The organism is Corynebacterium marinum DSM 44953 (assembly GCF_000835165.1).
Taxonomy (GTDB): domain Bacteria; phylum Actinomycetota; class Actinomycetes; order Mycobacteriales; family Mycobacteriaceae; genus Corynebacterium; species Corynebacterium marinum.
In genome coordinates this window covers 724063-745180 of sequence record NZ_CP007790.1, presented here as the reverse complement: position 1 = coordinate 745180, position 21118 = coordinate 724063, and the positions used below count along the sequence as shown (strand labels likewise).

The following is a 21118-nucleotide window of genomic DNA, read 5'->3' as shown; positions in this document are numbered from 1 at the left end:
TCAGAACAGGTCCGGCCCGCCTCCGAGGAAGTGGGCCGGACCTGTTCCTGTCACCAGGCGGGGCCGCTACCAGCGGCGTGCGAGCTTGAGCTGCTTCTTCAGTTCAGCCGCATCCCCCTCGAAAGCCCGCGCCTTGATGAGCCGGGAGAGGACAACCGGGCACTTCTTGCAGCGAGGATTGGATCGGCAGCACTTCTTCTTGGTCTTCCACCCCTCGGCGCTGACCACCTTGTGCTTCTTCGCCGACTTTTTCTTGCCCATGTTCCAAGACTAATGCCGGTAATCGACAGCGGGATTCCCACCGGGGATTCTTCACCGGGCCGTGATCTTCCACCATCACCTCACCGAGTGCGCAACGGCGCACACCATCATTAATGCACGGACCCCTCCCGCACTCTCCCAGCGGGTGTGCCACCTGAGAACGCCGAGGGCCGGCCCCCGTGCGGGAACCGGCCCTGCGGCGGCGTCGACGAAAAGCTGTCTCGCCCGGAACCTACTTCAGCTCGGCGGCCTCGAGGCGGCGCGGGTAGATCTCCGGGCGGGCGCCGGCGACCTCCTCCACGATGCGGATGACCTGGTTGGAGTAGCCGAACTCGTTGTCGTACCAGACGTAGAGGACCAGGTGCTTGCCCTGGGCGATGGTGGCCAGGCCGTCGACGATGCCGGCGTGGGTGGTGCCGACGAAGTCGGAGGACACGATCTCCGGGGAGTGGATGTAGCTGATCTGCTGGCGCAGATTGGAGTGCAGGGAGACCTTGCGCAGGAAGTTGTTCACTTCGTCGCGGTCGACCTCGGTCTCCAGGGTCAGGTTGAGCACCGCCATGGAGACGTCCGGGGTGGGGACGCGGATGGCGTTGCCGGTGAGCTTGCCCTCGAACTCCGGCAGGGCCTTCGAAACGGCCTTGGCTGCACCGGTTTCGGTGAGCACCATGTTCAGGCCGGCGGCGCGGCCGCGGCGGGAACCCTTGTGGAAGTTGTCGATGAGGTTCTGATCGTTGGTGAAGGAGTGGACCGTCTCGACGTGGCCGTGCTCGACGCCGTAGCGGTCGTTGATCACCTTGAGCACCGGGGTGATGCCGTTGGTGGTGCAGGAGGCGGCGGTGATGATCTTCTCGTCGTCGATCTGGTCGTGGTTGATGCCGTAGACGACGTTGATCAGGTCCCCCTTGCCCGGCGCGGTGAGTACGACCCGGGCCACACCCTTCGATTCCAGGTGCTGGGACAGGCCTTCGCGGTCGCGCCAGCGGCCGGTGTTGTCCACGACGATGGCATCGTTGATCCCGTAGGCGGTGTAGTCGACCTCGGCCGGGGAGTTGGAGTAGATCACCTGGATCTTGGTGCCGTTGGCCCAGATGACGTCGTTCTCCTCGTCGACGGTGATGGTGCCGTCGAAGGCGCCGTGGACGGAGTCGCGGCGCAGCAGGGAGGCGCGCTTGACCAGGTCGTTGTCGCCGTTCTTGCGCACCACGACGGCCCGTAGGCGGACGCCGCCGTAGGTGGCTTCGCGGGCGATGAGGATACGTGCCAGGAGGCGGCCGATACGGCCGAAGCCGTAGAGGACGACGTCGGTGGGCTCGTTCTCGGAGTGCTTGCCGACGACCTCCGCGAGCTCGCGGTCGAGGTACGCCCGGAGGTCGGTCTCGCCGGACTTCTCGAATCCGGTGGCCAGGCGTCCGATGTCGAGGGATGCGGTGCCCAGGTTCATGTCGACCAGTTCCCGGAGAATGGGGAGGGTCTGCGAGAGCGGGAGTTCCCGGTCGGTGACCCGGCGGGCGTACCGGTGCGACTTGATGATGTCGGTGTCCTTCACGCCGACGAGCAGGCGTCCGAAGATGGATACGACCACGTCGTTGTTGCGGTGCAGCTGGCTGATCAGCGGCAGCATCTCCTGAGCCAGGGCGACCTTGTCGTTCCAGTCGCTCTGTTGGTTCTGCTCTGGCTGCGCGTTGGCGGTCACTGCTGTTCTACCTCCGAAATTGATAGGGATACTTCTCCACGACTCTAGCCTGAAACCGCCTGTTCAGTGGCCAGCTCACGCACGATTTCCGCCGTGGGGCGGGCCCGGAGCTTATCGACGCCCACCCCCACCAGGCAGTAGGCGTGCTCGCGCGGCGCCCGCTCCCGCAGAGGCGCCTGGAGCGGCGAAAGATAGGGGTAGATCGGCGGCATGTCCGCATTATTCCGGGTGAAGTCCGTTTCCAACCCGCGGGCGACCCGGCCGCTGAAGGCGCGGCTGGCGACAGAACGCCCACCTTCGACCAGGAGACCACGGTTGAAGGCGGAGGTGCCCGCCTCATGGGCGAGCAGGAAAGCGGAACCGCAGGACACCGCGATCACGCCGGGCAACGCGAGACTCTCCACCACATCGGCGCGGTCGCGGATTCCTCCGGCTGCCACCAACGGTAGAGAGACCGCGGCCGCCACGGACCGGACAAGTTCGGGCAGAGGGCGCTCGTCGGGTGTTTCCTCCACTGTCCAGGTGGAACGGTGCCCGCCCGCCTCGGGGCCCTGGACGACGAGGGCGTCGGCACCCAGTTCCGCCGCCTCCGCCGCGTCGGCGGGGTTGGTCACAGTGACCCAGGCGGCGATCCCGCGCCCGTGGAGAGCGTCGATCTGCGCACGGGTGAAGGGGCCGAACGTGGCGGAGGCCACCGTGGGCGGGGTATCCGCGCGCAACACGGCGTCGAACTTGGCGTCGAAGTCGTTGCTCAGGTCAACCTCGGGGACCTCGCCGCTGCCGGTGAGCGCCGCGGCGACGGCGGCGGCGTCGTCAAGCGAATCGAACGGCGCCTGACGGGTGAAGAGGTTGACGCCGTACCGGCCCGTCATCTGGGCCATCTGGGACTCGAGCACGACGGCGGGCGCCGCCCCGGTGGCCAGGAACCCGAAGGAACCGGCGGCTGCTGCTGCGTTGACCAGCTCCGGCGAGGAGGGACCGCCCGCCATGGGGGCGACGATGATCTGCGGAATAACCATATGTGGGATACTAGCGGGCGTGTTCAAGCTCCTCGACCTGTTCCGCAGAAAGCCCCATTCCCCCGCCCGCCAGAGGGAACTGACCGCCGACTGGATCATCCTCGGCCTGGGCAACCCCGGCCCGAGATACTCCTCGACGCGCCACAACGTCGGCTACATGGCCGTCGACGACCTGCTCGCCGAGACCGGTGACCTGCTGGAACCGGTGCCCGGCACGAAGGCCCTCGCCGCGCAGCTGCGCATCGGCGGGCAGGATGTGCTGGTGCTGCGTTCAACCACCTACATGAACGTCTCCGGCCAAGCAGTCGCCCCGCTCGCGGAGAAGCTCGGGGTGCCGGCGGAACGGATCATCGTCATCCACGATGAACTCGACCTGCCCGCCAGCAAGGTCCGCGTGAAGCTGGGCGGCAACGAGAACGGCCACAACGGGCTGAAGTCCTGCACCGCGCTGCTGGGGACGCGTGACTACCTGCGGGTCCGCATCGGCATCTCCCGCCCGCCCAAGGGCATGCCGGTCCCGGACTACGTCCTCGGCTCCGTCGAAGGCGGCCCGGAGCTGGACACCGCGATCGCCACGGCAGCCGACGCCGCCCGGCTGATCGTCGAGCAGGGGCTGAACAAGGCGCAGAACGAGATCCACACCCGCTGAGGAGTGCGCCGTTGCGCACTCAGCCCCTCCCCGGGTTCCCTGATTTCCCTGAAACGCGGCACGTTCCGGGCCAAACAGGCTCCCGTGCGACCCGGGACCCGGTCGAACGGCTACGCGAGGATCCCCTCGGTGTGACCTGGGGGTAGTCCAGCGACTACGCTCTGATAATTATGAGCACCACCACCGCCGAAGCCTCCCGCCGCCGCACTTTCGCCGTCATCGCCCACCCCGACGCCGGTAAGTCCACCCTGACTGAGGCGCTGGCGCTGCACGCCCACATCATCTCCGAGGCGGGCGCCACCCACGGCAAGGCCGGCCGCAAGGCCACCGTCTCCGACTGGATGGAGATGGAGAAGGACAGGGGCATCTCCATCGCCTCCTCCGCCCTGCAGTTCGAATACGCTCCCGAAGGCCACGTGGGCGAGCCCTACATGATCAACCTGGTCGACACCCCCGGCCACGCGGACTTCTCCGAGGACACCTACCGCGTGCTCACGGCCGTGGACGCGGCGGTCATGCTGATCGACGCCGCCAAGGGCCTCGAGCCGCAGACCCTCAAGCTCTTCCGCGTGTGCAAGGCCCGCGGACTGCCGATCATCACCGTGATCAACAAGTGGGACCGTGTGGGCCGGGAGCCGCTGGAGCTGGTCGACGAGATCGTCAAGGAGATCGAGCTGCAGCCCACGCCGCTGTTCTGGCCGGTCGGCGACGCCGGGGACTTCCGCGGCCTGGCCCGGGTCGACGAGGACGGCGAGGTCGAGGAGTACATCCACTTCACCCGCACCGCCGGCGGCTCCACCATCGCCCCGGAGGAGTTCTACTCCCCCGAGGAGGCGGCGGCCCGGGAAGAGGACGTGTGGGAGACGGCCGTCGAGGAGGCTGAGCTGCTGGCCGCCGACGGTGCGGTCCACAACCAGGAACTCTTCGAGAAGTGCGTGACCTCCCCGCTGATCTTCGCGTCCGCCATGCTCAACTTCGGCGTCCACCAGATCCTGGACACCCTGTGCACCATCGCGCCCGCCCCGCACGAGCGGGCCAGCGATCCGGCGGCGGTGGAGGCGTCGGCAACCGCGATCGACGAGGTGCGCGAACTCGACGACGACTTCGCCGGCGTGGTGTTCAAGGTACAGGCGGGCATGGACCGCAACCACCGCGACAGCCTGGCGTTCATGCGCGTCGTCTCCGGCGAGTTCCACCGCGGGATGCAGGTCACGCACGCGCAGTCCGGCCGCAGCTTCTCCACGAAATATGCGCTGACGGTGTTCGGCCGCACCCGCGAGACCGTCGAGTCCGCCTTCCCGGGCGACATCGTGGGACTGGTCAACGCCGGTTCGCTGGCGCCGGGCGACACGATCTACGCGGGCCGCAAGGTGCAGTTCCCGCCGATGCCGCAGTTCGCACCCGAGCATTTCCGCACGCTGCGCGCGAAGTCCCTGGGCAAGTACAAGCAGTTCCGCAAGGCCCTCGAGCAGCTGGCATCCGAGGGCGTGGTGCAGATCCTGCGCAACGACGCCCGCGGCGAGGCAAACCCGGTCATGGCCGCCGTCGGCCCCATGCAGTTCGAGGTCATGCAGGCCCGCATGGAGGTCGAGTACAACGTCGAGACGATCACCGAGCCGGTGCCCTACTCCGTGGCCCGCCGCACCGACGCGGAGTCCGCCGCCGAGCTGGGCCGCCAGCGCGGGGTGGAGATCTTCACCCGCGGCGACGGCGAGCTCATCGCCCTGTTCGGCGACAAGTGGAAGCTGGCCTTCATCGAGCGCGAGCACCCGGAGCTGACGATGGACCCGATGGTGGCGGACGGGTAATGGCGCTCTTCCGCCGCAAGGAGCTTGTCGACGTCCCCGCCGCCCCCGCGAAGGTCGAAGTCGGCCGCCTGCAGGTGCACACGGCGGAGTCGTTGGTCATCGTCACCCTGGGGGTGGCGGACGTGCCCGCGCTCGTCGACGCCCTCTCCTCCCCCACCGCCCTCTCCTGCACCGGGACACGGGTGATCTTCGTCCCGGTGAAGGACTCCCGCCTCGTGCCCGCGCACGACCCGAAGCTCGGGTGGGTCATCCCGGTGACGCGGGCCGTGGCGGCCGCCGTCCGGTCGACGGTTCCCGCGGAACCCGGCGGCTACGAGATCGACGACCTCAACGTGGCGTTCATCGTCGAATAGCCGCCGGTCAGATCAGGGCCCCGATGCCGAAGAGCGTGAGCGCCACGGCGACGAGATACCCGGCGAGCTTGACCACGAACTCCCGGCGGGTCCGCATCTGTTCGAAGGCGAGCCCGAAGGGACTGTAGGGGTGGGCCCTCACCATCCCGACGAAGACGGCTGAAAGCGCGGGCAGGCTGAGCGCCAGGCTGGCGTAGAAGAAGAGCCCGACGTAGCGGACCTCCGGCCCGAAGCCGCTGGTGGAGAGATAGGCCAGACCGGCGAAGAAGGGGACTGAAGTCGCCGACTGCACCAGGCCGAGGAGGAGACCCACGGCAAAGGTCTTCGCGGACGGCTCCTGCAACGGCTTGAGTAGTCTGCGCACCAGAGTGGAGTCCCCGTCCCCGGCGCCGCGGACGGTCATCACGAGAGTGAGCAGGCCGACCGCGATGAGCAGGATGCCGAACACGGGCGATTCGAGGGCCTCCTGCACGAGATCGCTGATGCCGTCGAAAATGAGCAGCGTCACCAGCGCGAGGAGGAACACCCCCAACCAGTCGCCGGCGATGAGCAGGGTGACGATGCGCCGGTAACGGCCGGTGCGCGGCAGCATCACTCCGAGGGCGACGATGACACCGATGAGCAGTGCGTTGAGGGAATCCAGCAACGCATAGGACACAGCGTGGAACAAAGGTGCCGCCCTTTCCGGGGTGACGGGTGGGGTGTGGGGGTCCGGGCCGATTCTACGCAGGCCCCTCCCCCACCCCCGACACTGCTTCGCGCGGGTTAGGCCGCCGGGGCTTCGACCGGCTGCTCGGTGACGACGATGCCGTCGGCGTCGGCGTAGAGGATGTGGCCGGGCACGAAGTCGACGCCGCCGAAGGAGACGGTGACGTCCTTCTCGCCTGCGGCGTCCTTGGCGGACTTGCGGGGGTTGGTCCCCAGGGCCTTGGTACCGAACTTCATGGTGCCCACCACGGCGGAGTCGCGGATGGCGCCCAGGATGACCACGCCCGCCCAGCCGTTGTCCACGCCGGCGGCGGCGATCATGTCGCCCATGAGGGCGGTGTGGAGGGAGGAGTCCCCGTCGACGACCAGCACGCCGCCCGGGTTCGGGGTGTTGAGGGTCTGCTTGACCAGGCCGTTGTCCTGGAAGCACTTGATGGTGGTGATCGGGCCGGAGAAGTCGGTGACCCCACCGAAGTTCTGGAACTGGGTGTCGCAGGAACGGACGTCTTCGCCGATGATGTCGACCAGGTCTGCGGTGGCGATGAAGGTGGTCATATGCGGGACTGCCTTTCTGGAGGTGTGGAGGCTATGTCTGGAAAGCACGAAGCGGCGTGCCCGTGAAAAACTCACGATGCACGCCGCTACCGGTGTCGATCTGGAAGCTGGTTCCTAGTGGAACTGGCCTTCCTCGGTGGAGCCCTTCAGCGCAGTGGTGGAGGACAGCGGGTCGACGGTGGTGGCGATGGTGTCGAAGTAGCCGGCGCCAACCTCACGCTGGTGCTTGACGGCGGTGAAGCCGCGCTCCTCGGCTGCCTTGAACTCGCGGTTCTGCAGGTCGACGAAGGCGGGCATGCCCTCGCGGGCGTAGCCGTAGGCCAGGTCGAACATGCCGTAGTTCAGGGAGTGGAAGCCTGCCAGGGTGATGAACTGGAAGGTGAAGCCCATCGCGCCCAGTTCCTTCTGGAACTTGGCGATCTCGTCTGCGTCGAGGTGCGCGGACCAGTTGAAGGACGGGGAGCAGTTGTAGGACAGCAGCTGGTCCGGGAACTCCTCGTGGACGCCGTCGGCGAACTTCTTGGCCAGCTCGAGGTCCGGGGTACCGGTCTCCATCCAGATCATGTCTGCGTAGGGAGCGTAGGACTTCGCACGTGCGATGCAGGGCTCGAGGCCGTTCTTCACGTGGTAGTAGCCCTCAGCGGTGCGCTCGCCGGTGATGAACGGCTTGTCGCGCTCGTCAACGTCGGAGGTGATCAGGGTGGCGGCCTCGGCGTCGGTGCGGGCGATGACGACGGTCGGGGTGTCGGCGACGTCAGCGGCCAGGCGAGCGGAGGTCAGGGTGCGGATGTGCTGCTGGGTCGGGATGAGGACCTTGCCGCCGAGGTGGCCGCACTTCTTCTCCGAAGCGAGCTGATCCTCCCAGTGGGTGCCGGCGGCACCAGCGGTGATCATGGCCTTCTGGAGCTCGTAGACGTTCAGGGCGCCACCGAAGCCGGCCTCGCCGTCAGCGACGATCGGGACGAGCCAGTTGTCGACGGAGTCGTCGCCCTCGACGCGGGAGATCTCGTCGGCGCGCAGCAGAGCGTTGTTGATGCGGCGGACGACGCTCGGCACGGAGTTGGCCGGGTACAGGGACTGGTCCGGGTAGGTGTGGCCGGAGAGGTTGGCGTCACCTGCGACCTGCCAGCCGGAGAGGTAGACAGCCTGGAGGCCGGCGCGGACCTGCTGCACGGCCATGTTGCCGGTGAGGGCGCCGAGGGAGTTGATGTAGGAGCCGTCGCGCTTGGAGACCTTGTCCCACAGGATCTCAGCGCCGCGTCGTGCGAGGGTGTTCTCCTCGATGACGTTGCCCTGGAGCTGCTCCACCTGCTCAGCGGTGTAATCGCGCGTGATGCCTTCCCAGCGCGGGTTCTCGTCCCAGTCCTTCTGGATTTCAGCTGCGGTACGTGCCTGGCCGGTAGTGGTCATTGAGGACTCACTTTCCTGTCTTTGTCGCCGGGCCAGCCCATGGGGCTCCCCGGCTGGGGAATGAAGGGAAGATCCACCTGCTGGATGTAACATCCATCCTTGGTGGCGTGACTCACAGAGTGCCCTCTAACGTGCCCGCCGTCAATGGGTATGGCATTCTAAATTGTGTGCGGGGGTAACGGGGGTTTTTGCAAAGCTTGCTAACACCACAGCATGTGAACCTTTCGTGCCCGGTTGACTCCGACCCCCATGGCCTGCGCAAACGAATCAAAAACAAAACTGCTGGTACGGGACACGGACGCCGCATCTGCACCCGAATCCACGACTGAGACTCATGTCATAGCAGGGGTGGCGCCGGGCTAAATCGGCGAAACCGTTTACCCCGTGACTCTAATCACTTAGGCTGGAGCCATCGCCTACTATGCGACTAACTCCGCTTTCCTTAACCCTCCAAGACAATTCAAGGAGCATCAGATGACTCAGACCGAGCCGAAGGACACCACCGAGCGTATCGAGGTCGCCGGACTTCAGGTTGCCAAGGTCCTGCACGACTTCCTCGCCAATGAGGTCCTCCCGACCGTGGGCGTCAACGCCGACGAGTTCTGGAACGGTTTCGCCGAGATCGTCAAGGAGTTCACTCCCCGCAACAAGGAGCTGCTCGCACGCCGCGACGAGCTGCAGGCAAAGCTCGACGAGCACTTCAAGGCCAACCCGGGCCAGCCTGACCCCGCCGAGCACGAGGCATTCCTCCGCGAGATCGGCTACCTCGTCGACACCCCGGAGGAGGGCGAGATCCGCACCCGCGGCATCGACGACGAGATCGCCACCACCGCGGGCCCGCAGCTGGTCGTCCCCATCCTCAACGCCCGCTTCGCGCTGAACGCCGCGAACGCCCGCTGGGGCTCCCTGTACGACGCCCTCTACGGCACCAACGCCATCTCCGAGGAGGACGGCGCCGAGAAGGGCAAGGGATACAACCCTGTCCGCGGCAAGAAGGTCATCGCCTGGGGCCGGGACTTCCTGGACAAGGCGGTCCCGCTCGACGGCGCCTCCCATGCCGAAGTCGACCGTTACTCCATCACCGACGGCTACCTCGCCGCCCATGTGGGCGACCGCGAGTACCGCCTGCAGGATAAGGCCGCCTACCGCGGCTTCTCCGGCTTCCTGGAGGACCCGTCCTCCATCCTGCTGCGCAACAACGGCCTCCACATCGAGATCCAGATCGACCCGACCACCCCGGTGGGCAAGGACGACGCGGCCGGTATCAAGGACATCGTCCTCGAGGCCGCGATCTCCACCATCATGGACTTCGAGGATTCCGTCGCGGCCGTCGACGGCGAGGACAAGACCCTCGGTTACCGCAACTGGTACGGTCTCAACACCGGCGAGCTGAAGGAGGAGGTCGCCAAGGGCGACCGGGTCATCACCCGCACCCTCAACCGCGACCGCAACTTCATCGGCCGCAACGGCACCGACATCCGCCTCCACGGCCGTTCCCTGCTCTTCGTCCGCAACGTCGGCCACCTGATGCAGAATCCGGCCATCCTGGTCGAGGGCGAGGAGATCTTCGAGGGCCTCATGGACGCGGTCGTCACCACCGTCTGTGCCATCCCGGGACTGGACGTCCGTAACCAGCTGCGCAACTCCCGCACGGGTTCCATCTACATCGTCAAGCCGAAGCAGCACGGCCCGGACGAGGTCGCCTTCACCAATGACCTGTTCGCCCGCGTCGAGGACCTGCTGGGGCTGCCCCGCTACACCCTCAAGGTCGGCGTCATGGACGAGGAGCGCCGCACCTCCGTCAACCTGGACGCCTGCATCATGAACGTCGCCGACCGTCTGGCGTTCATCAACACCGGCTTCCTCGACCGCACCGGCGACGAGATCCACACCTCCATGCAGGCCGGCGCCATGGTGCGCAAGGCTGACATGCAGAAGGCGCCGTGGAAGCAGTCCTACGAGGACTCCAACGTCGACGCCGGCCTGGCCCGCGGCCTGTCGGGCAAGTCCCAGATCGGCAAGGGCATGTGGGCCATGACCGAGCTGATGGGCGAGATGCTCGAGGCCAAGATCGGCCAGCCGCGCGAGGGCGCGAACACGGCCTGGGTCCCCTCCCCGACCGGTGCCGTCCTGCACGCGACCCACTACCACGAGGTCGACGTCTTCGCCGTCCAGGACGAGCTGAAGAAGAAGGGCCGCCGCGACACCTTCCACGGCCTGCTGACCGTCCCGGTCGCCCCCTCCACCGGCTGGTCGGAGGAGGAGAAGAAGGAGGAGCTGGACAACAACTGCCAGTCCATCCTGGGCTACGTCGTCCGCTGGGTCGAGCAGGGCGTCGGCTGCTCCAAGGTCCCGGACATCCACGACACCGCCCTCATGGAGGACCGCGCCACCCTGCGTATCTCCTCCCAGCTGCTGTGCAACTGGCTGGTCCACGGCGTCGTCACCGAGGAAGAGATCGTCGAGTCCCTCGAGCGCATGGCAGCCGTCGTCGACCGCCAGAACGAGAGCGACCCGGCGTACCTGCCGATGGCCGTCGACTTCGACTACTCCATCGCCTTCCAGGCGGCCAAGGACCTGATCCTCAAGGGCACCGAGTCCCCGTCCGGATACACCGAGCCGATCCTGCACGCCAAGCGCCGCGAGTTCAAGGATCGTCAGGGCATCAAGTAGTTCCCCGCTGATCCCCGCCCGGAGTCCCGGCCGCCTGCCCAGGCGGCCGGGACTTCCCCGTCCGCACCGGATATCCTCGACCCCATGGATCTCCCCTCCCCCACGTCCCTCGCCGACCTGCGCACCGACGGCGCCCTCCTCCAGGCCGACGTCGACGCCACCTGGCACAGCACGATGGACACCGTGACCGGAGTGGAGTTCACCGGGGACACCGCACGCGTCCACCGCCGCGCCGGCACCCGGGACCTGCCGGCGACCGAGGTGGCCCGGATCGTCGACGGCCGGTGGGAGTGGAGTCGGCGCTACGACCGGGATATCCCCGAGCTGCACTCCCCCCAGCCCGCCTCCGACGAACTCATCGACGCCGCCCGGACCCTGCACGGGAACGTGCCCGTCCTCCTGGCGCCTTCCGCTGACGGGACACGGGTCCTCGCCGTGGATTTCCGCCCCGTGCCCGGCCCCGCCCGCAGCGCGCTCACGCTGGGCCTGGCCGGCCTGGACCCGCTTCTCGACGCCCGCCGCGCCCTCCTCGCCTTCGCCGCCGCCCGCGGTCTAGGTGTCCGGACAGATGCAGGCAACGTCAGTTTCTCGGACGGCACGACGGTCGCTTTCGACGGGGATCTGCCGGTCGACGTGTCCGGCGGAATGACCCTCGACGACGTGCGCGCCGACGCCCACTACTTCGCCGCCGAACACCAGCTCCTGCTCGCAGGCACCTTTCCCGGCCTGCAGCTCCGCCTGGACATCGGCCGGGGGCGCGCTCTGCTCAGCGATCGCCTGGAGGCCACCGCGCTGCCCGTCGCCACGGTCACGGGGGACATATGGACGTGGGCGTGGGCCGACCCGAATCTTCCGCCCTCCCCGGCGGCGAACCTGCGCCGGTTCGGCATGGACAACGGCATCATCGACTTCGTCCGCCCCCGCATTCCGCGGGAGCGGGCGCAGCGGCTGGGGCTGGTGGATGCCGTCAAGCCGATTCTCGGCCTGTGGACCCACGCCTTCACCGCACTGAACCAGGAGACCACCGGCGTCGTGCTTCTCGACGCCCCCGCACTCCGCCTCCCCGGCCCCGCCGCCCCCACCACGCGCGCCGCGGTGGCGGCGACCCTGCAGGCACCCCTCGACCCAGCGTTGGACCAGGTTCGCGCCCGGTCCGCTTATGCGCAGCGGCGTGGGATCACCGGAGAACTTCCCGGTACACCGCCGGTTCGTGGGCGGGAGTGAACTCCGCGTCCTGGGTCTTGTCGATCAGCACCGCGCGCACCCCTTCGAGGAAGTCCGGCTGACGGCGGAGCAGTTCACCGAGGCGCTCCTCGTTGTCCAGTCCGGCGCGCAGGTCCGCGGCCGACCGGTTGGCGGCGTAGAGCTCGGCGGTGGCGACGGTCGCCGAGGGGGATCCCTTCGCCATGAGAGCCCGGACCTCCTGGACGAATTCCTGGTTGCCGTGCGCGTCGAGGGCGGCGTCGATATCCGCCCAGGAGCCGTGCGAGAAGGTCGCCTCGATGTCGTCGCGCCACCCCGCCAGCCGGGCATCCTCCTCCACCTCGATGGTGTGCTCGTCCAGGGCGTTGTCGACCCCGAGCCCGACGAGGTCCTCGATGAAGTCACCGGCGTCGTCGATCAGGTGGGTGGCCAGGCCGACCTCCATCATGTCGGCCTCCGTGAGCCGGTAACCGGTGAGCCCGATGAAGGCACCCATGGCGGGCGAGGAGCCCGGCCAGCGCTGGGAGGCGTAGGAGATGCCGACGTCCGTGATGTAGCCGATGGCCATCTCCGGCATCGAGGCCCACGCGCGTTCCGTGATCACCCGGTGGGAGCCGTGGGCGGAGACGCCGAGCCCGCCGCCCATGACGATGCCGTCGAGGACCGCCACGTAGGGCTTCGGGTAGGAGGCGATCATGTGGTTCATCGAGTACTCGTCGGAGAAGAACCGGTCCATCTCCTCCTCTTTCCCCGCGAGGATGCCGTCGCGGACGTGGCGGACGTCGCCGCCGGCGCAGAAGGCCTTCGGTGAGACGGAAGTGATGAGCACCTGGGCGACTGAATCGTCGTCCCGCCACTGTTCCAGAGCCCGGGTGATGATGCCGATCATCTCGGGGTTGAGGCTGTTGAGAGCCCTGGGACGGTTGAGTTCCAGGACGCCGGTATGGTGGCGGACGGAGACGAGCACGGGCGAGTCAGTCTGTGTGGTCATGCTCACAGCCTACTGACGGAACGGATCACCGCAATGGAGTTTCGCCTCATCGCCCTGGACATGGACGGCACGCTTCTCGACGCCGCCGGCCGCGTCCCCGACTCCTTCTGGGAGGTCCTCGCGGAAGCCCGCTCCCGCGGCATCGCCGTCGCCCCCGCCTCCGGCCGTCAGCTGGCGACGCTGCGCTCGATGTTCACCGGCGACCGCGACCCGGGCACCTTCATCGCAGAGAACGGCACGTGCGTCTTCCACGGGGAAAAAGTCGTGTCCACCACTCTCCTGGGGGAATCGACCGTCCGTTCCGTCATCGCCGCCGCGGACGCGGCCGGCCTCGACCTGGTGGTCTGCACGCCCGACGTGGCCTACCACCTGCCCACCGTCTCCGATGCGACCATGACTGAGCTGCAGAAATACTACGTCTCCCGGGAACAGGTTCGGGATCTGCGGGAGGTCGCGGGAACGGACGTGATCAAACTGGCCGTCTACACCAGCGGGAATGCCGAGGAACTCGCCTACCCGCCCCTGCGTGAGGCGGCGCCGGAGGCCAACGTCGTGGTGTCGGGCGCCAACTGGGTCGACATCATGGCGGCCACGGCCGGCAAGGGCCGGGCGATGGCCGCGCTCGCGGAGGAGATGGGTGTCGGCAAGCACGAGATCCTCGCCTTCGGCGACTACCTCAACGACTACGAGCTGCTCCAGGCCGCGGGCACGGCGTACGCCATGGAGAACGCGCACCCGGACATCAAGGCCATCGCGCACCACATCGCCCCGCCGAACACGGAGGCCGGCGTGGTGACCGTCCTGCGCGACCTGCTGGGTATGTGAGCTACTTCCCGCCGCTCTTCTTCGGGGACTTCTTCGCCGTGGCGGGGCGGCCTCCGACCAGCTTGGCCGCGACGTCGGGGACGTACCGGAACTCGGCGCGGGGCGGTCGCTCGTAGCCGTTGTCGGAGGAGGGGCGCTCGGGGATCTCCGGCAGCGGCCGGTCGATCTTCTCGTAGGGGATGGTCGAGAGCAGGTGGTTGATGACGTTGATGCGCGAACGCTTCTTGTCCTCGCTCTCCACCGTGTACCAGGGTGCCGAGGGAATGTCGGTGTGGATGAACATCTCGTCCTTCGCCCGCGAGTAGTCCTCCCAGCGGGTGATCGACTGCAGGTCCATCGGGGAGAGCTTCCATCGGCGCAGCGGGTCATCCAGGCGGGAGCGGAACCGCGCGACCTGCTCCTCGTCGGAGACGGAGAACCAGTACTTGCGCAGCAGGATGCCGTCCTCCACCAGCAGACGCTCGAAGATCGGGGCCTGGTGCAGGAAACGGCGGTACTCCTGCGAGGTGCAGAAACCCATCACCCGTTCCACGCCGGCGCGGTTGTACCAGGAGCGGTCGAAGATGACGATCTCGCCGGCGGTGGGCAGCTTTTCCACGTAACGCTGGAAGTACCACTGCCCCTGTTCGCGGGAGCTCGGGGCGGGCAGGGCCTCGATACGCGCGCTGCGGGGGTTGAGGTACTGGGTGATCCGCTTGATGGCGGAGCCCTTGCCCGCCGCGTCGCGGCCCTCCATGATGATGACGACGCGGGCACCGGTCTCCACGACCCACTGCTGCATGTCCACCAGCTCAGCCTGAAGGCGTTTGAGTTCCTTCTCGTAGGCCTTCTTATTCAGCTTTTCCGGCGTGACGTGCTTTTCCGTGTCGCCCTTGCCCTTTTTGCCCATGCTTCTCAGCGTACCTTCAGCCGACCTGGAACTCGGCCATGCGGTCCCACTCCGTCTTCCCCTCGATGAGGGTGTTGATGATCTGCGGCGTCTCCGACAGAATCCGCGGGAACATCTCTGTGGCTGCCTTGAAGTGCGGCGAGTTCACGTGCGCCTCGGCGGCGCCGTCCCGGAAGGCCTCGATGAGGATGTACTCGGACGGGTCGTCGGTGTTGCGCGACCAGTCGAAGAAGATGCAGCCCTCCTCCGCGCGGGTGGCGGCGGTGAACTCCTCGACCTCCCGGCGGAAGGTTTCGACGTACTCGGGCAGGGGGCGGAATCGGACGTTGATGAGAATCATGAGTGCCAGGATACCGGTCCGGGCTCCGCCCGGTCAGACCTCTCCCCGGGCCAGCGCCAGCACGAGCAGTTCCGCGCATACCTGCGGATCGCCGAGGTCGACTTCGCATATGCGCCCGATCGCCTCAATCCGGCCACGTACCGTGTGCCGGTGCACGCCGAGGGCCTGTGACGTCGCGGCCACTCTGCTCCCCTCCCGCAGATACTGCACCAGTGTCCGGGTCAGGTCGGTGCCGAGCTGCGCATCGTGGTCGACCAACCGCATGAAGGTCTCCTTGTAGCGCATGTCCAGGGCCCCCTGGACCGCCGGGTCGCCCAACCACCGGAACGTGCGGGACTCCGGACCTGCGTGGCCGCCGGGCTGCAGGGTCACCGCGACATCGGAGAGCTCCTTCACCATTCTCATGGTCAGGTCCTGCCAGGGGACCGGGGCGCCGGACACCAGGCGCACCAGGTTCGCACCCGCTCCGAACAATTCCCTGATCTCCGGCACGGAACGGGAACCCCGGAAGATCACCAACGACGCAGTCTTGCCCAGGCCCAGGACAAACATGTGCCGCCCTAGCTGAGACAGTCTGCGATCGAGCAGGGTCAGCGCCCGCTGCAGTTGCTGGACGTCATCAGCGTGGATGACCACCGGCCGCACCCTTCCTGTTGAGTCCGCGGCAGGTGAGAAAATGCTCCCCATCACCTGTTCGCCCTCGTCGGCACCGAGAAGGAGCGACAGTGCCAGGGTGTTCAGTTCCCGGTTGGCCCGCCGGAGCGATTCCGGTCGTTGGAGGATGATGTCGGCCAGTCCTGCGCAGTGCTTGATCACGCTCCGGTCCTCGGTGCTGAAGGGCTCGGGTGAGGCTGCCGCCAACAGGTGGTACCGTTCCCCCTCCCCGTTCATGCGGTGGATGATGACGTGGCTGCCGTTGAGCTGGGCCGCGGAGCTCCTCCCTCCCCGGTCCAGCTCACGGTCCACGGCGCGGAGCAGCGTAGCCCGGGAATCCTCCTCATCCGAGGCGGCGACAACCCGCCGGTCGTTGTCCACGATGAGCATCGCCGCCCCCAGGTGCCTCGCCGTTGTATCCACCAGGTCCCCCATTCCGCGCTGTACGGCGATGTCGTTGAGGACCTCCTGGAAATCGAGGAGCCGTTGCCGCTCCCGCATCCGCCGGCGTGCCCGCTCATCCTCGACGGTGGAGAGAATCGCCGTGAAGGGGACCTCGCGGGGAACCACGAACAGGGCGATACCGACTCGTTGCACGGCTTCCACCAGGGCCGCCGGAACCTCGTTGAACCGGAGCCCGGTGCCGAAACCGATGGCCACCGCACCGGCCGCCGTCAACCTCCGGACGTAGGCCTCCACCTCGTCCCCGCCAGAAGGCAGAGCCACGCCCACCGTGAGAATCACCGAACCGGTCTGAACGAACTCCGCCGTGTCCACGAGTTCGCTGGGCTGCACCACCGAGAAACAGGGGTCTGCGCCGAGCACCCGCTCGAGCCCGAGTTCCTGCTGCCGGTACAGCCAGCTGAGAAGTAGCCCGTCCATTTGTCCATTCCGTCTAATCCGAGAGAGAATTTTCGCCTGATTGTATATGGCTCCGGACACATCACAGCGAACATACTCAGGACATCACCCGATCCACCTCATGTGAAGGAGTTCCAATGGACGACCTCTTCTACCGGCTGCCGCAGCAACGGCAGGTGTCCACCGACTACCCGGGCCCGAACAGCCTCGAACTGACCCGGCGCCGCGAGGCAGCGGTCACCGCCGCCGTCACCCCGGGTCTCCCCGGCTGGGTGGTGGATGCAGATGGCGGTGTTCTCGTCGACGCCGACGGAAACTCCTTCATCGACTTCGCCTCCGGCATTGCCGTCACCAGCGTCGGAGCCTCGAACAGGAAAGTGGTTGAAGCTGTCGCGGACGCAGCCGCGCATTTCACCCACACATGTTTCATGGTCTCACCCTATGAGTCCTACGTGGCGGTTGCCGAGAAGCTGAACGAGATCACCCCGGGACATCACCGGAAGAAGACGGTGCTCCTGAACTCCGGCGCAGAGGCGGTGGAGAACGCCATCAAGATTTCCCGCGCGTACACGGGCCGTAACGCCGTGGTCGTCTTCGACAACGCCTACCACGGCCGAACCAACCTGACCATGGCCATGACCGCCAAGAACAAGCCGTACAAGACCGGTTTCGGCCCGCTCGCGGGCGAGGTCTACCGGGTACCGATGTCCTACCCGCTGCGTGACGGCCTTGCCGGGGCGGAAGCCGCCGAACGGGCGATCCGCGCCATCGAACTGCAGGTGGGAGCAGAAAACCTCGCCTGCGTGGTCATCGAGCCGATCCAGGGTGAGGGTGGTTTCATCGAACCCGCCAAGGGCTTCCTTCCGGCCCTGTCCGCATGGTGCACCGAGAACGACGTGGTCTTCGTGGCAGACGAAATCCAGTCGGGTATGTGCCGGACAGGTTCCTGGTTCGCGTGCGACGACGAAGGTGTTGTCCCTGACCTGATCACACTGGCCAAGGGAATTGCCGGTGGAATGCCGCTCTCCGCCGTCACCGGCCGCGCCGAGATCATGGACGCCCCGGTCACGGGCGGTCTGGGAGGGACCTACGGCGGCAACCCCGTCGCGTGCGCCGCCGCACTTGCCTCCATTACCGAGATGGAGACCCATGACCTCCCGGGCCGCGCCCGGCAGATCGAGACCATCATCCGGGAGATCCTCGATCCCCTTGCGGAGCAGGGAACTGTCGCCGAGGTCCGGGGGCGCGGGGGCATGGTAGCCCTCGAGATCGTGGACGCCGCCGGCCGCCCCGACCCGACTCTGACCGCCGCCGTCGCCGCCTCCTGCAAGGCGGCGGGCGTCCTTATCCTCACCTGCGGGATGGACGGCAATGTCATACGTCTACTCCCCCCGCTGGTGATCAGCGAGGATCTGCTCCGCGAGGGACTGCGCATTCTGGCCGACGCCATCACCACCGAGTCCGAGGAGAACCAGTGAGTTCCGCACCATCCCTCCCGTTCAACGTGCCCCTCGGATTGTGGCTCGGCCTGAGCAACCGTCCGGCGACCTCCGGCGCCACCTTCGAGGTCGAGGACCCCGCTACCGGCCGAGTGATCGCCCGGGTCGCAGACGCGGATTCGCCGGACTGGAACGCCGCTCTCGACGCCGCCGTCACCGCGCAGCAACAGTGGGCAGCGGTCACTCCGCGTCGCCGCTCCGAGATTCTCACCGCAGTATTCGCCGCGCTGTCCGAGCGGGCCGAGCAATTCGCCACCGTCATGACCCTCGAGATGGGCAAGCCCCTCGCAGAAGCCCGGGGCGAGGTGGCCTACGGAGCAGAGTACTTCCGCTGGTTCGCGGAAGAGGCGGTCCGAATCCCCGGCCGCCACGGCCTGTCACCCACCGGGCTCGGCCGCATGACCGTCACCCGCACGCCGGTCGGCCCGGTCCTGGCCATCACCCCCTGGAACTTCCCTCTGGCCATGGCCGCACGGAAGATCGCCCCGGCGCTGGCCGCAGGATGTCCCGTCCTGGTCAAACCCGCTGCTGAGACCCCCCTGACAATGTTGCTGTTCGGTGAGGTGCTCGCCGAGGTATTCGGTCGTTACGACGCCCCCGACGGTCTCGTCTCCATCATCCCCACCACCCGCGCAGCCGAGTTGTCCACCGAGCTCATGTCCGACCCACGGCTGCGGAAGGTCACCTTCACCGGCTCCACGCCGGTGGGGCGGCAGCTCGTCCGGCAGTCGGCCGATGGTCTTCTGCGCACCTCCATGGAACTCGGCGGGAACGCCCCCTTCGTGGTCGCCGAAGACGCTGACCTGGACAAGGCCGTGGACGGCGCAATCTTCGCCAAGATGCGCAACGGCGGTGAAGCCTGCACGGCAGCCAACCGGATCCTCGTGCACCGTTCGGTCGTGGAGGACTTCACCTCCCGCCTCGTGGAACGGATGTCCTCCTACCGGACCGGCCACGGGCTCCAGGAAGGCTCCACCCTGGGTCCGATCATCACCGCCGCCCAGCGCAACCGCATCGCCCGGCTCGTCGACTCCGCTGTCCAGGCCGGGGCGACGGTGGTCACCGGCGGCCACGCTGTCGACGGACCAGGCTACTTCTTCGAGCCGACCGTCCTCACCGACGTGCCTCCCGGACAGGACATCCTCACCCAGGAGATCTTCGGCCCGGTCATCACCGTCACACCCTTCGACACCCTGGCAGAAGGGGTTCGTCTCGCCAACAACACCGAGTTCGGTCTCGCCGCCTACGGATTCAGCGAATCCGTGGAAGGCGCATCGTTCCTGGCGCAGAACCTGCGGGCGGGAATGATCGGCATCAACCGCGCGGCGATCTCCGACCCCGCCGCACCCTTCGGCGGAATCGGCCAGTCCGGCTTCGGACGCGAAGGCGGCGTGGAAGGCATCGAGGAATACCTCGACATCAAGTATCTCGCCACCCCCTGATTAACTCCCCTATGACAGAAAGGCCGGACATGACCTCCTCTACCGTGTCCCAGGCACCGAACGACGCTCCAGCGCAGACCCATGGCCTGTCCTTCTGGCAGGGCGTCGCGCTGATCTACGGCACCAACATCGGTGCCGGCATCCTCAGTCTCCCGTTCGCTGCCCGCAACGGCGGATTCCTCGCGCTGGTTGTGGCGCTGCTCATCGCCGGCACCCTGACCACCATCTCAATGCTCTACGTGGCCGAAGTGTCTATGCGGACCAAAGAACCGTTGCAGTTGTCCGGTCTCGCTGAGAAATACCTCGGCCAGTTCGGCCGGTGGTTGGTGTTTGCGGCGATCATCGTCAACGGTGTCGGTGCACTCATCGCCTACGCAGCCGGTTCGGGCATGCTCATCAACAACATTTTCGGCATCCCTCCGGCCATCGGCACGTTGGTGTTCTATGCGGTCGGATCACTCGTCATGTGGAAGGGGCTTCACGCCACTGGCATCGCGGAAGCGACAATCACAGTGGGCATGGCCGCCATTGTCCTGATCCTTGTGGGGTGGACGGTTCTGGGCCCGGGAATGAGCCTGGATAACCTGGCGGTGTTCCACCCCTACTTCATCATCCCCATCATGAACCTGGCTGTCTTCACCTTCCTCGCCCAGTACGTGGTCCCCGAAATGGCCCGCGGCATGGAGGAGACTCCTGATCTTCTTCCGAAGGCCATCATCGCGGGGATGGCGGCAACCGGGTTCACCCTCACACTCGTGCCGTTCGCCGCCCTGGGTCTTCTGGGTACTGAAGTCACCGAAGTGGTCACCGTGGCGTGGGGCGACCGCCTCGGCCCGGTGGCGTACTACCTGGCGAATATCTTCGCCCTGGCGGCGATGCTGACCTCATTCCTCGCCATCGGCTTCACCATGATGCGCAACGTCATGAACATCTTCCACTGGGGGGAATTGGGTCGGACGCGTCTCGCGGCTCTCCTGCTCACGGTCATCCCGCCGATGTCTATCGTGCTCGCAGGTCTGGGAGGTTTCGTCTCCGCCTTGTCCTACGCAGGCGGTTTCGCCGGCGCGATCATGTCAGTGGTCCCGGTGCTCCTGCTCCGGGCAGCCCGCTCCTACGGCGACCGAACTCCCGGCTGGGCGGCCGGGGTGGTTTCTCATCCGGTGATCCAGTGGACGATCATCAGCGTCTATGTCGCCGCCTTCATCTATTCGATCATGTCCCTGACCGGGGTGGTCCCTGAAGGCTGGGCCTGATCCCACGGAGCATGCGCCCCTGATCCGGC

The 21118-nt window shown here is 66.9% G+C and carries 19 protein-coding genes; 9 read left to right on the top strand and 10 right to left on the bottom strand.

Annotated elements, in window-relative coordinates; all coding sequences use genetic code 11:
* Positions 1 to 66: 66 nt before the first annotated feature.
* The 3 genes from B840_RS13025 to B840_RS03635 all read right to left on the bottom strand — a co-directional run bounded on the left by B840_RS13025 (position 67) and on the right by B840_RS03635 (position 2976).
* Positions 67 to 261: a hypothetical protein gene (locus tag B840_RS13025; RefSeq protein WP_084602756.1), complete on the bottom strand. Its 195-nt coding sequence runs from the start codon at positions 259 to 261 to the stop codon at positions 67 to 69.
* Positions 262 to 493: 232 nt separating this feature from the next.
* On the bottom strand, positions 494 to 1957 hold the full coding sequence (locus tag B840_RS03640; protein WP_042621009.1) for a glyceraldehyde-3-phosphate dehydrogenase: 1464 nt from the start codon (positions 1955 to 1957) through the stop codon (positions 494 to 496).
* A gap of 44 nt (positions 1958 to 2001) precedes the next feature.
* The gene (locus tag B840_RS03635; protein ID WP_042621008.1) at positions 2002 to 2976 is read right to left on the bottom strand and encodes an NAD(P)H-dependent flavin oxidoreductase; all 975 of its coding nucleotides are present in this window, start codon (positions 2974 to 2976) and stop codon (positions 2002 to 2004) included.
* Here B840_RS03635 and pth point away from each other — a divergent pair.
* The 3 genes from pth to B840_RS03620 all read left to right on the top strand — a co-directional run bounded on the left by pth (position 2957) and on the right by B840_RS03620 (position 5786).
* Positions 2957 to 3625, top strand: a complete 669-nt coding sequence (pth, locus tag B840_RS03630) for an aminoacyl-tRNA hydrolase (protein WP_084602755.1) — start codon at positions 2957 to 2959, stop codon at positions 3623 to 3625. The two genes, B840_RS03635 and pth, sit on opposite strands and share 20 nt — an antisense overlap.
* Positions 3626 to 3795: 170 nt before the next feature.
* Positions 3796 to 5433, top strand: coding sequence for a peptide chain release factor 3 (locus B840_RS03625; protein ID WP_042621006.1), 1638 nt, complete (start codon positions 3796 to 3798; stop codon positions 5431 to 5433).
* Positions 5433 to 5786 (top strand): hypothetical protein, encoded by a 354-nt coding sequence (locus B840_RS03620; protein ID WP_042621005.1) that lies wholly within the window; start codon positions 5433 to 5435, stop codon positions 5784 to 5786. Before B840_RS03625 ends, B840_RS03620 begins: the two co-directional genes overlap by 1 nt.
* Before the next feature lie 7 nt (positions 5787 to 5793).
* On the opposite strand, the gene B840_RS03615 is transcribed toward B840_RS03620, so the two are convergent.
* The 3 genes from B840_RS03615 to aceA all read right to left on the bottom strand — a co-directional run bounded on the left by B840_RS03615 (position 5794) and on the right by aceA (position 8459).
* Complete coding sequence (locus tag B840_RS03615) at positions 5794 to 6456, bottom strand: membrane protein (protein ID WP_042621004.1); 663 nt, start codon at positions 6454 to 6456, stop codon at positions 5794 to 5796.
* A gap of 95 nt (positions 6457 to 6551) precedes the next feature.
* The gene (gene rraA / locus B840_RS03610; protein WP_042621003.1) at positions 6552 to 7049 is read right to left on the bottom strand and encodes a ribonuclease E activity regulator RraA; all 498 of its coding nucleotides are present in this window, start codon (positions 7047 to 7049) and stop codon (positions 6552 to 6554) included.
* Positions 7050 to 7163: 114 nt separating this feature from the next.
* Positions 7164 to 8459, bottom strand: coding sequence for an isocitrate lyase (aceA, locus tag B840_RS03605; protein ID WP_042621002.1), 1296 nt, complete (start codon positions 8457 to 8459; stop codon positions 7164 to 7166).
* Positions 8460 to 8933: 474 nt separating this feature from the next.
* On the opposite strand from aceA, the gene glcB reads away from it, so the two are divergent.
* The gene (gene glcB, locus B840_RS03600) at positions 8934 to 11132 is read left to right on the top strand and encodes a malate synthase G (RefSeq protein WP_042621001.1); all 2199 of its coding nucleotides are present in this window, start codon (positions 8934 to 8936) and stop codon (positions 11130 to 11132) included.
* 84 nt (positions 11133 to 11216) lie between these two features.
* Positions 11217 to 12356, top strand: a complete 1140-nt coding sequence (locus B840_RS03595) for a DUF6882 domain-containing protein (protein ID WP_042621000.1) — start codon at positions 11217 to 11219, stop codon at positions 12354 to 12356.
* Here B840_RS03595 and B840_RS03590 read toward each other — a convergent pair.
* The gene (locus B840_RS03590) at positions 12310 to 13326 is read right to left on the bottom strand and encodes a 3-hydroxyisobutyryl-CoA hydrolase (RefSeq protein ID WP_042620999.1); all 1017 of its coding nucleotides are present in this window, start codon (positions 13324 to 13326) and stop codon (positions 12310 to 12312) included. The two genes, B840_RS03595 and B840_RS03590, sit on opposite strands and share 47 nt — an antisense overlap.
* A 33-nt stretch (positions 13327 to 13359) precedes the next feature.
* On the opposite strand from B840_RS03590, the gene B840_RS03585 reads away from it, so the two are divergent.
* The gene (locus B840_RS03585) at positions 13360 to 14151 is read left to right on the top strand and encodes a Cof-type HAD-IIB family hydrolase (RefSeq protein WP_042620998.1); all 792 of its coding nucleotides are present in this window, start codon (positions 13360 to 13362) and stop codon (positions 14149 to 14151) included.
* A gap of 1 nt (position 14152) precedes the next feature.
* Here B840_RS03585 and ppk2 read toward each other — a convergent pair whose 3' ends face one another.
* Genes ppk2 through B840_RS03570 form a run of 3 tightly spaced genes read right to left on the bottom strand, consistent with a single transcriptional unit; the run spans position 14153 to position 16916 of the window.
* Positions 14153 to 15049, bottom strand: coding sequence for a polyphosphate kinase 2 (gene ppk2 / locus B840_RS03580; RefSeq protein ID WP_373285092.1), 897 nt, complete (start codon positions 15047 to 15049; stop codon positions 14153 to 14155).
* Positions 15050 to 15056: 7 nt separating this feature from the next.
* On the bottom strand, positions 15057 to 15380 hold the full coding sequence (locus B840_RS03575; protein WP_042620996.1) for a putative quinol monooxygenase: 324 nt from the start codon (positions 15378 to 15380) through the stop codon (positions 15057 to 15059).
* A 33-nt stretch (positions 15381 to 15413) separates the two neighbouring features.
* Positions 15414 to 16916: a PucR family transcriptional regulator gene (locus B840_RS03570; protein WP_052491075.1), complete on the bottom strand. Its 1503-nt coding sequence runs from the start codon at positions 16914 to 16916 to the stop codon at positions 15414 to 15416.
* A gap of 116 nt (positions 16917 to 17032) precedes the next feature.
* On the opposite strand from B840_RS03570, the gene gabT reads away from it, so the two are divergent.
* From gabT to B840_RS03555, 3 genes are read left to right on the top strand one after another with little or no spacing between them, the layout of a single operon-like run.
* Complete coding sequence (gene gabT, locus B840_RS03565) at positions 17033 to 18373, top strand: 4-aminobutyrate--2-oxoglutarate transaminase (RefSeq protein ID WP_042620995.1); 1341 nt, start codon at positions 17033 to 17035, stop codon at positions 18371 to 18373.
* A 26-nt stretch (positions 18374 to 18399) separates the two neighbouring features.
* Positions 18400 to 19836 carry an NAD-dependent succinate-semialdehyde dehydrogenase gene (locus B840_RS03560; RefSeq protein WP_042622486.1) on the top strand — a complete coding sequence of 479 codons (1437 nt, stop codon included), beginning with the start codon at positions 18400 to 18402 and terminating at the stop codon, positions 19834 to 19836.
* 11 nt (positions 19837 to 19847) lie between these two features.
* A complete protein-coding gene (locus B840_RS03555; RefSeq protein WP_373285089.1) occupies positions 19848 to 21089 on the top strand; it encodes an aromatic amino acid transport family protein in 1242 nt (413 codons plus the stop codon).
* The last annotated feature ends 29 nt before the right edge of the window (positions 21090 to 21118 follow it).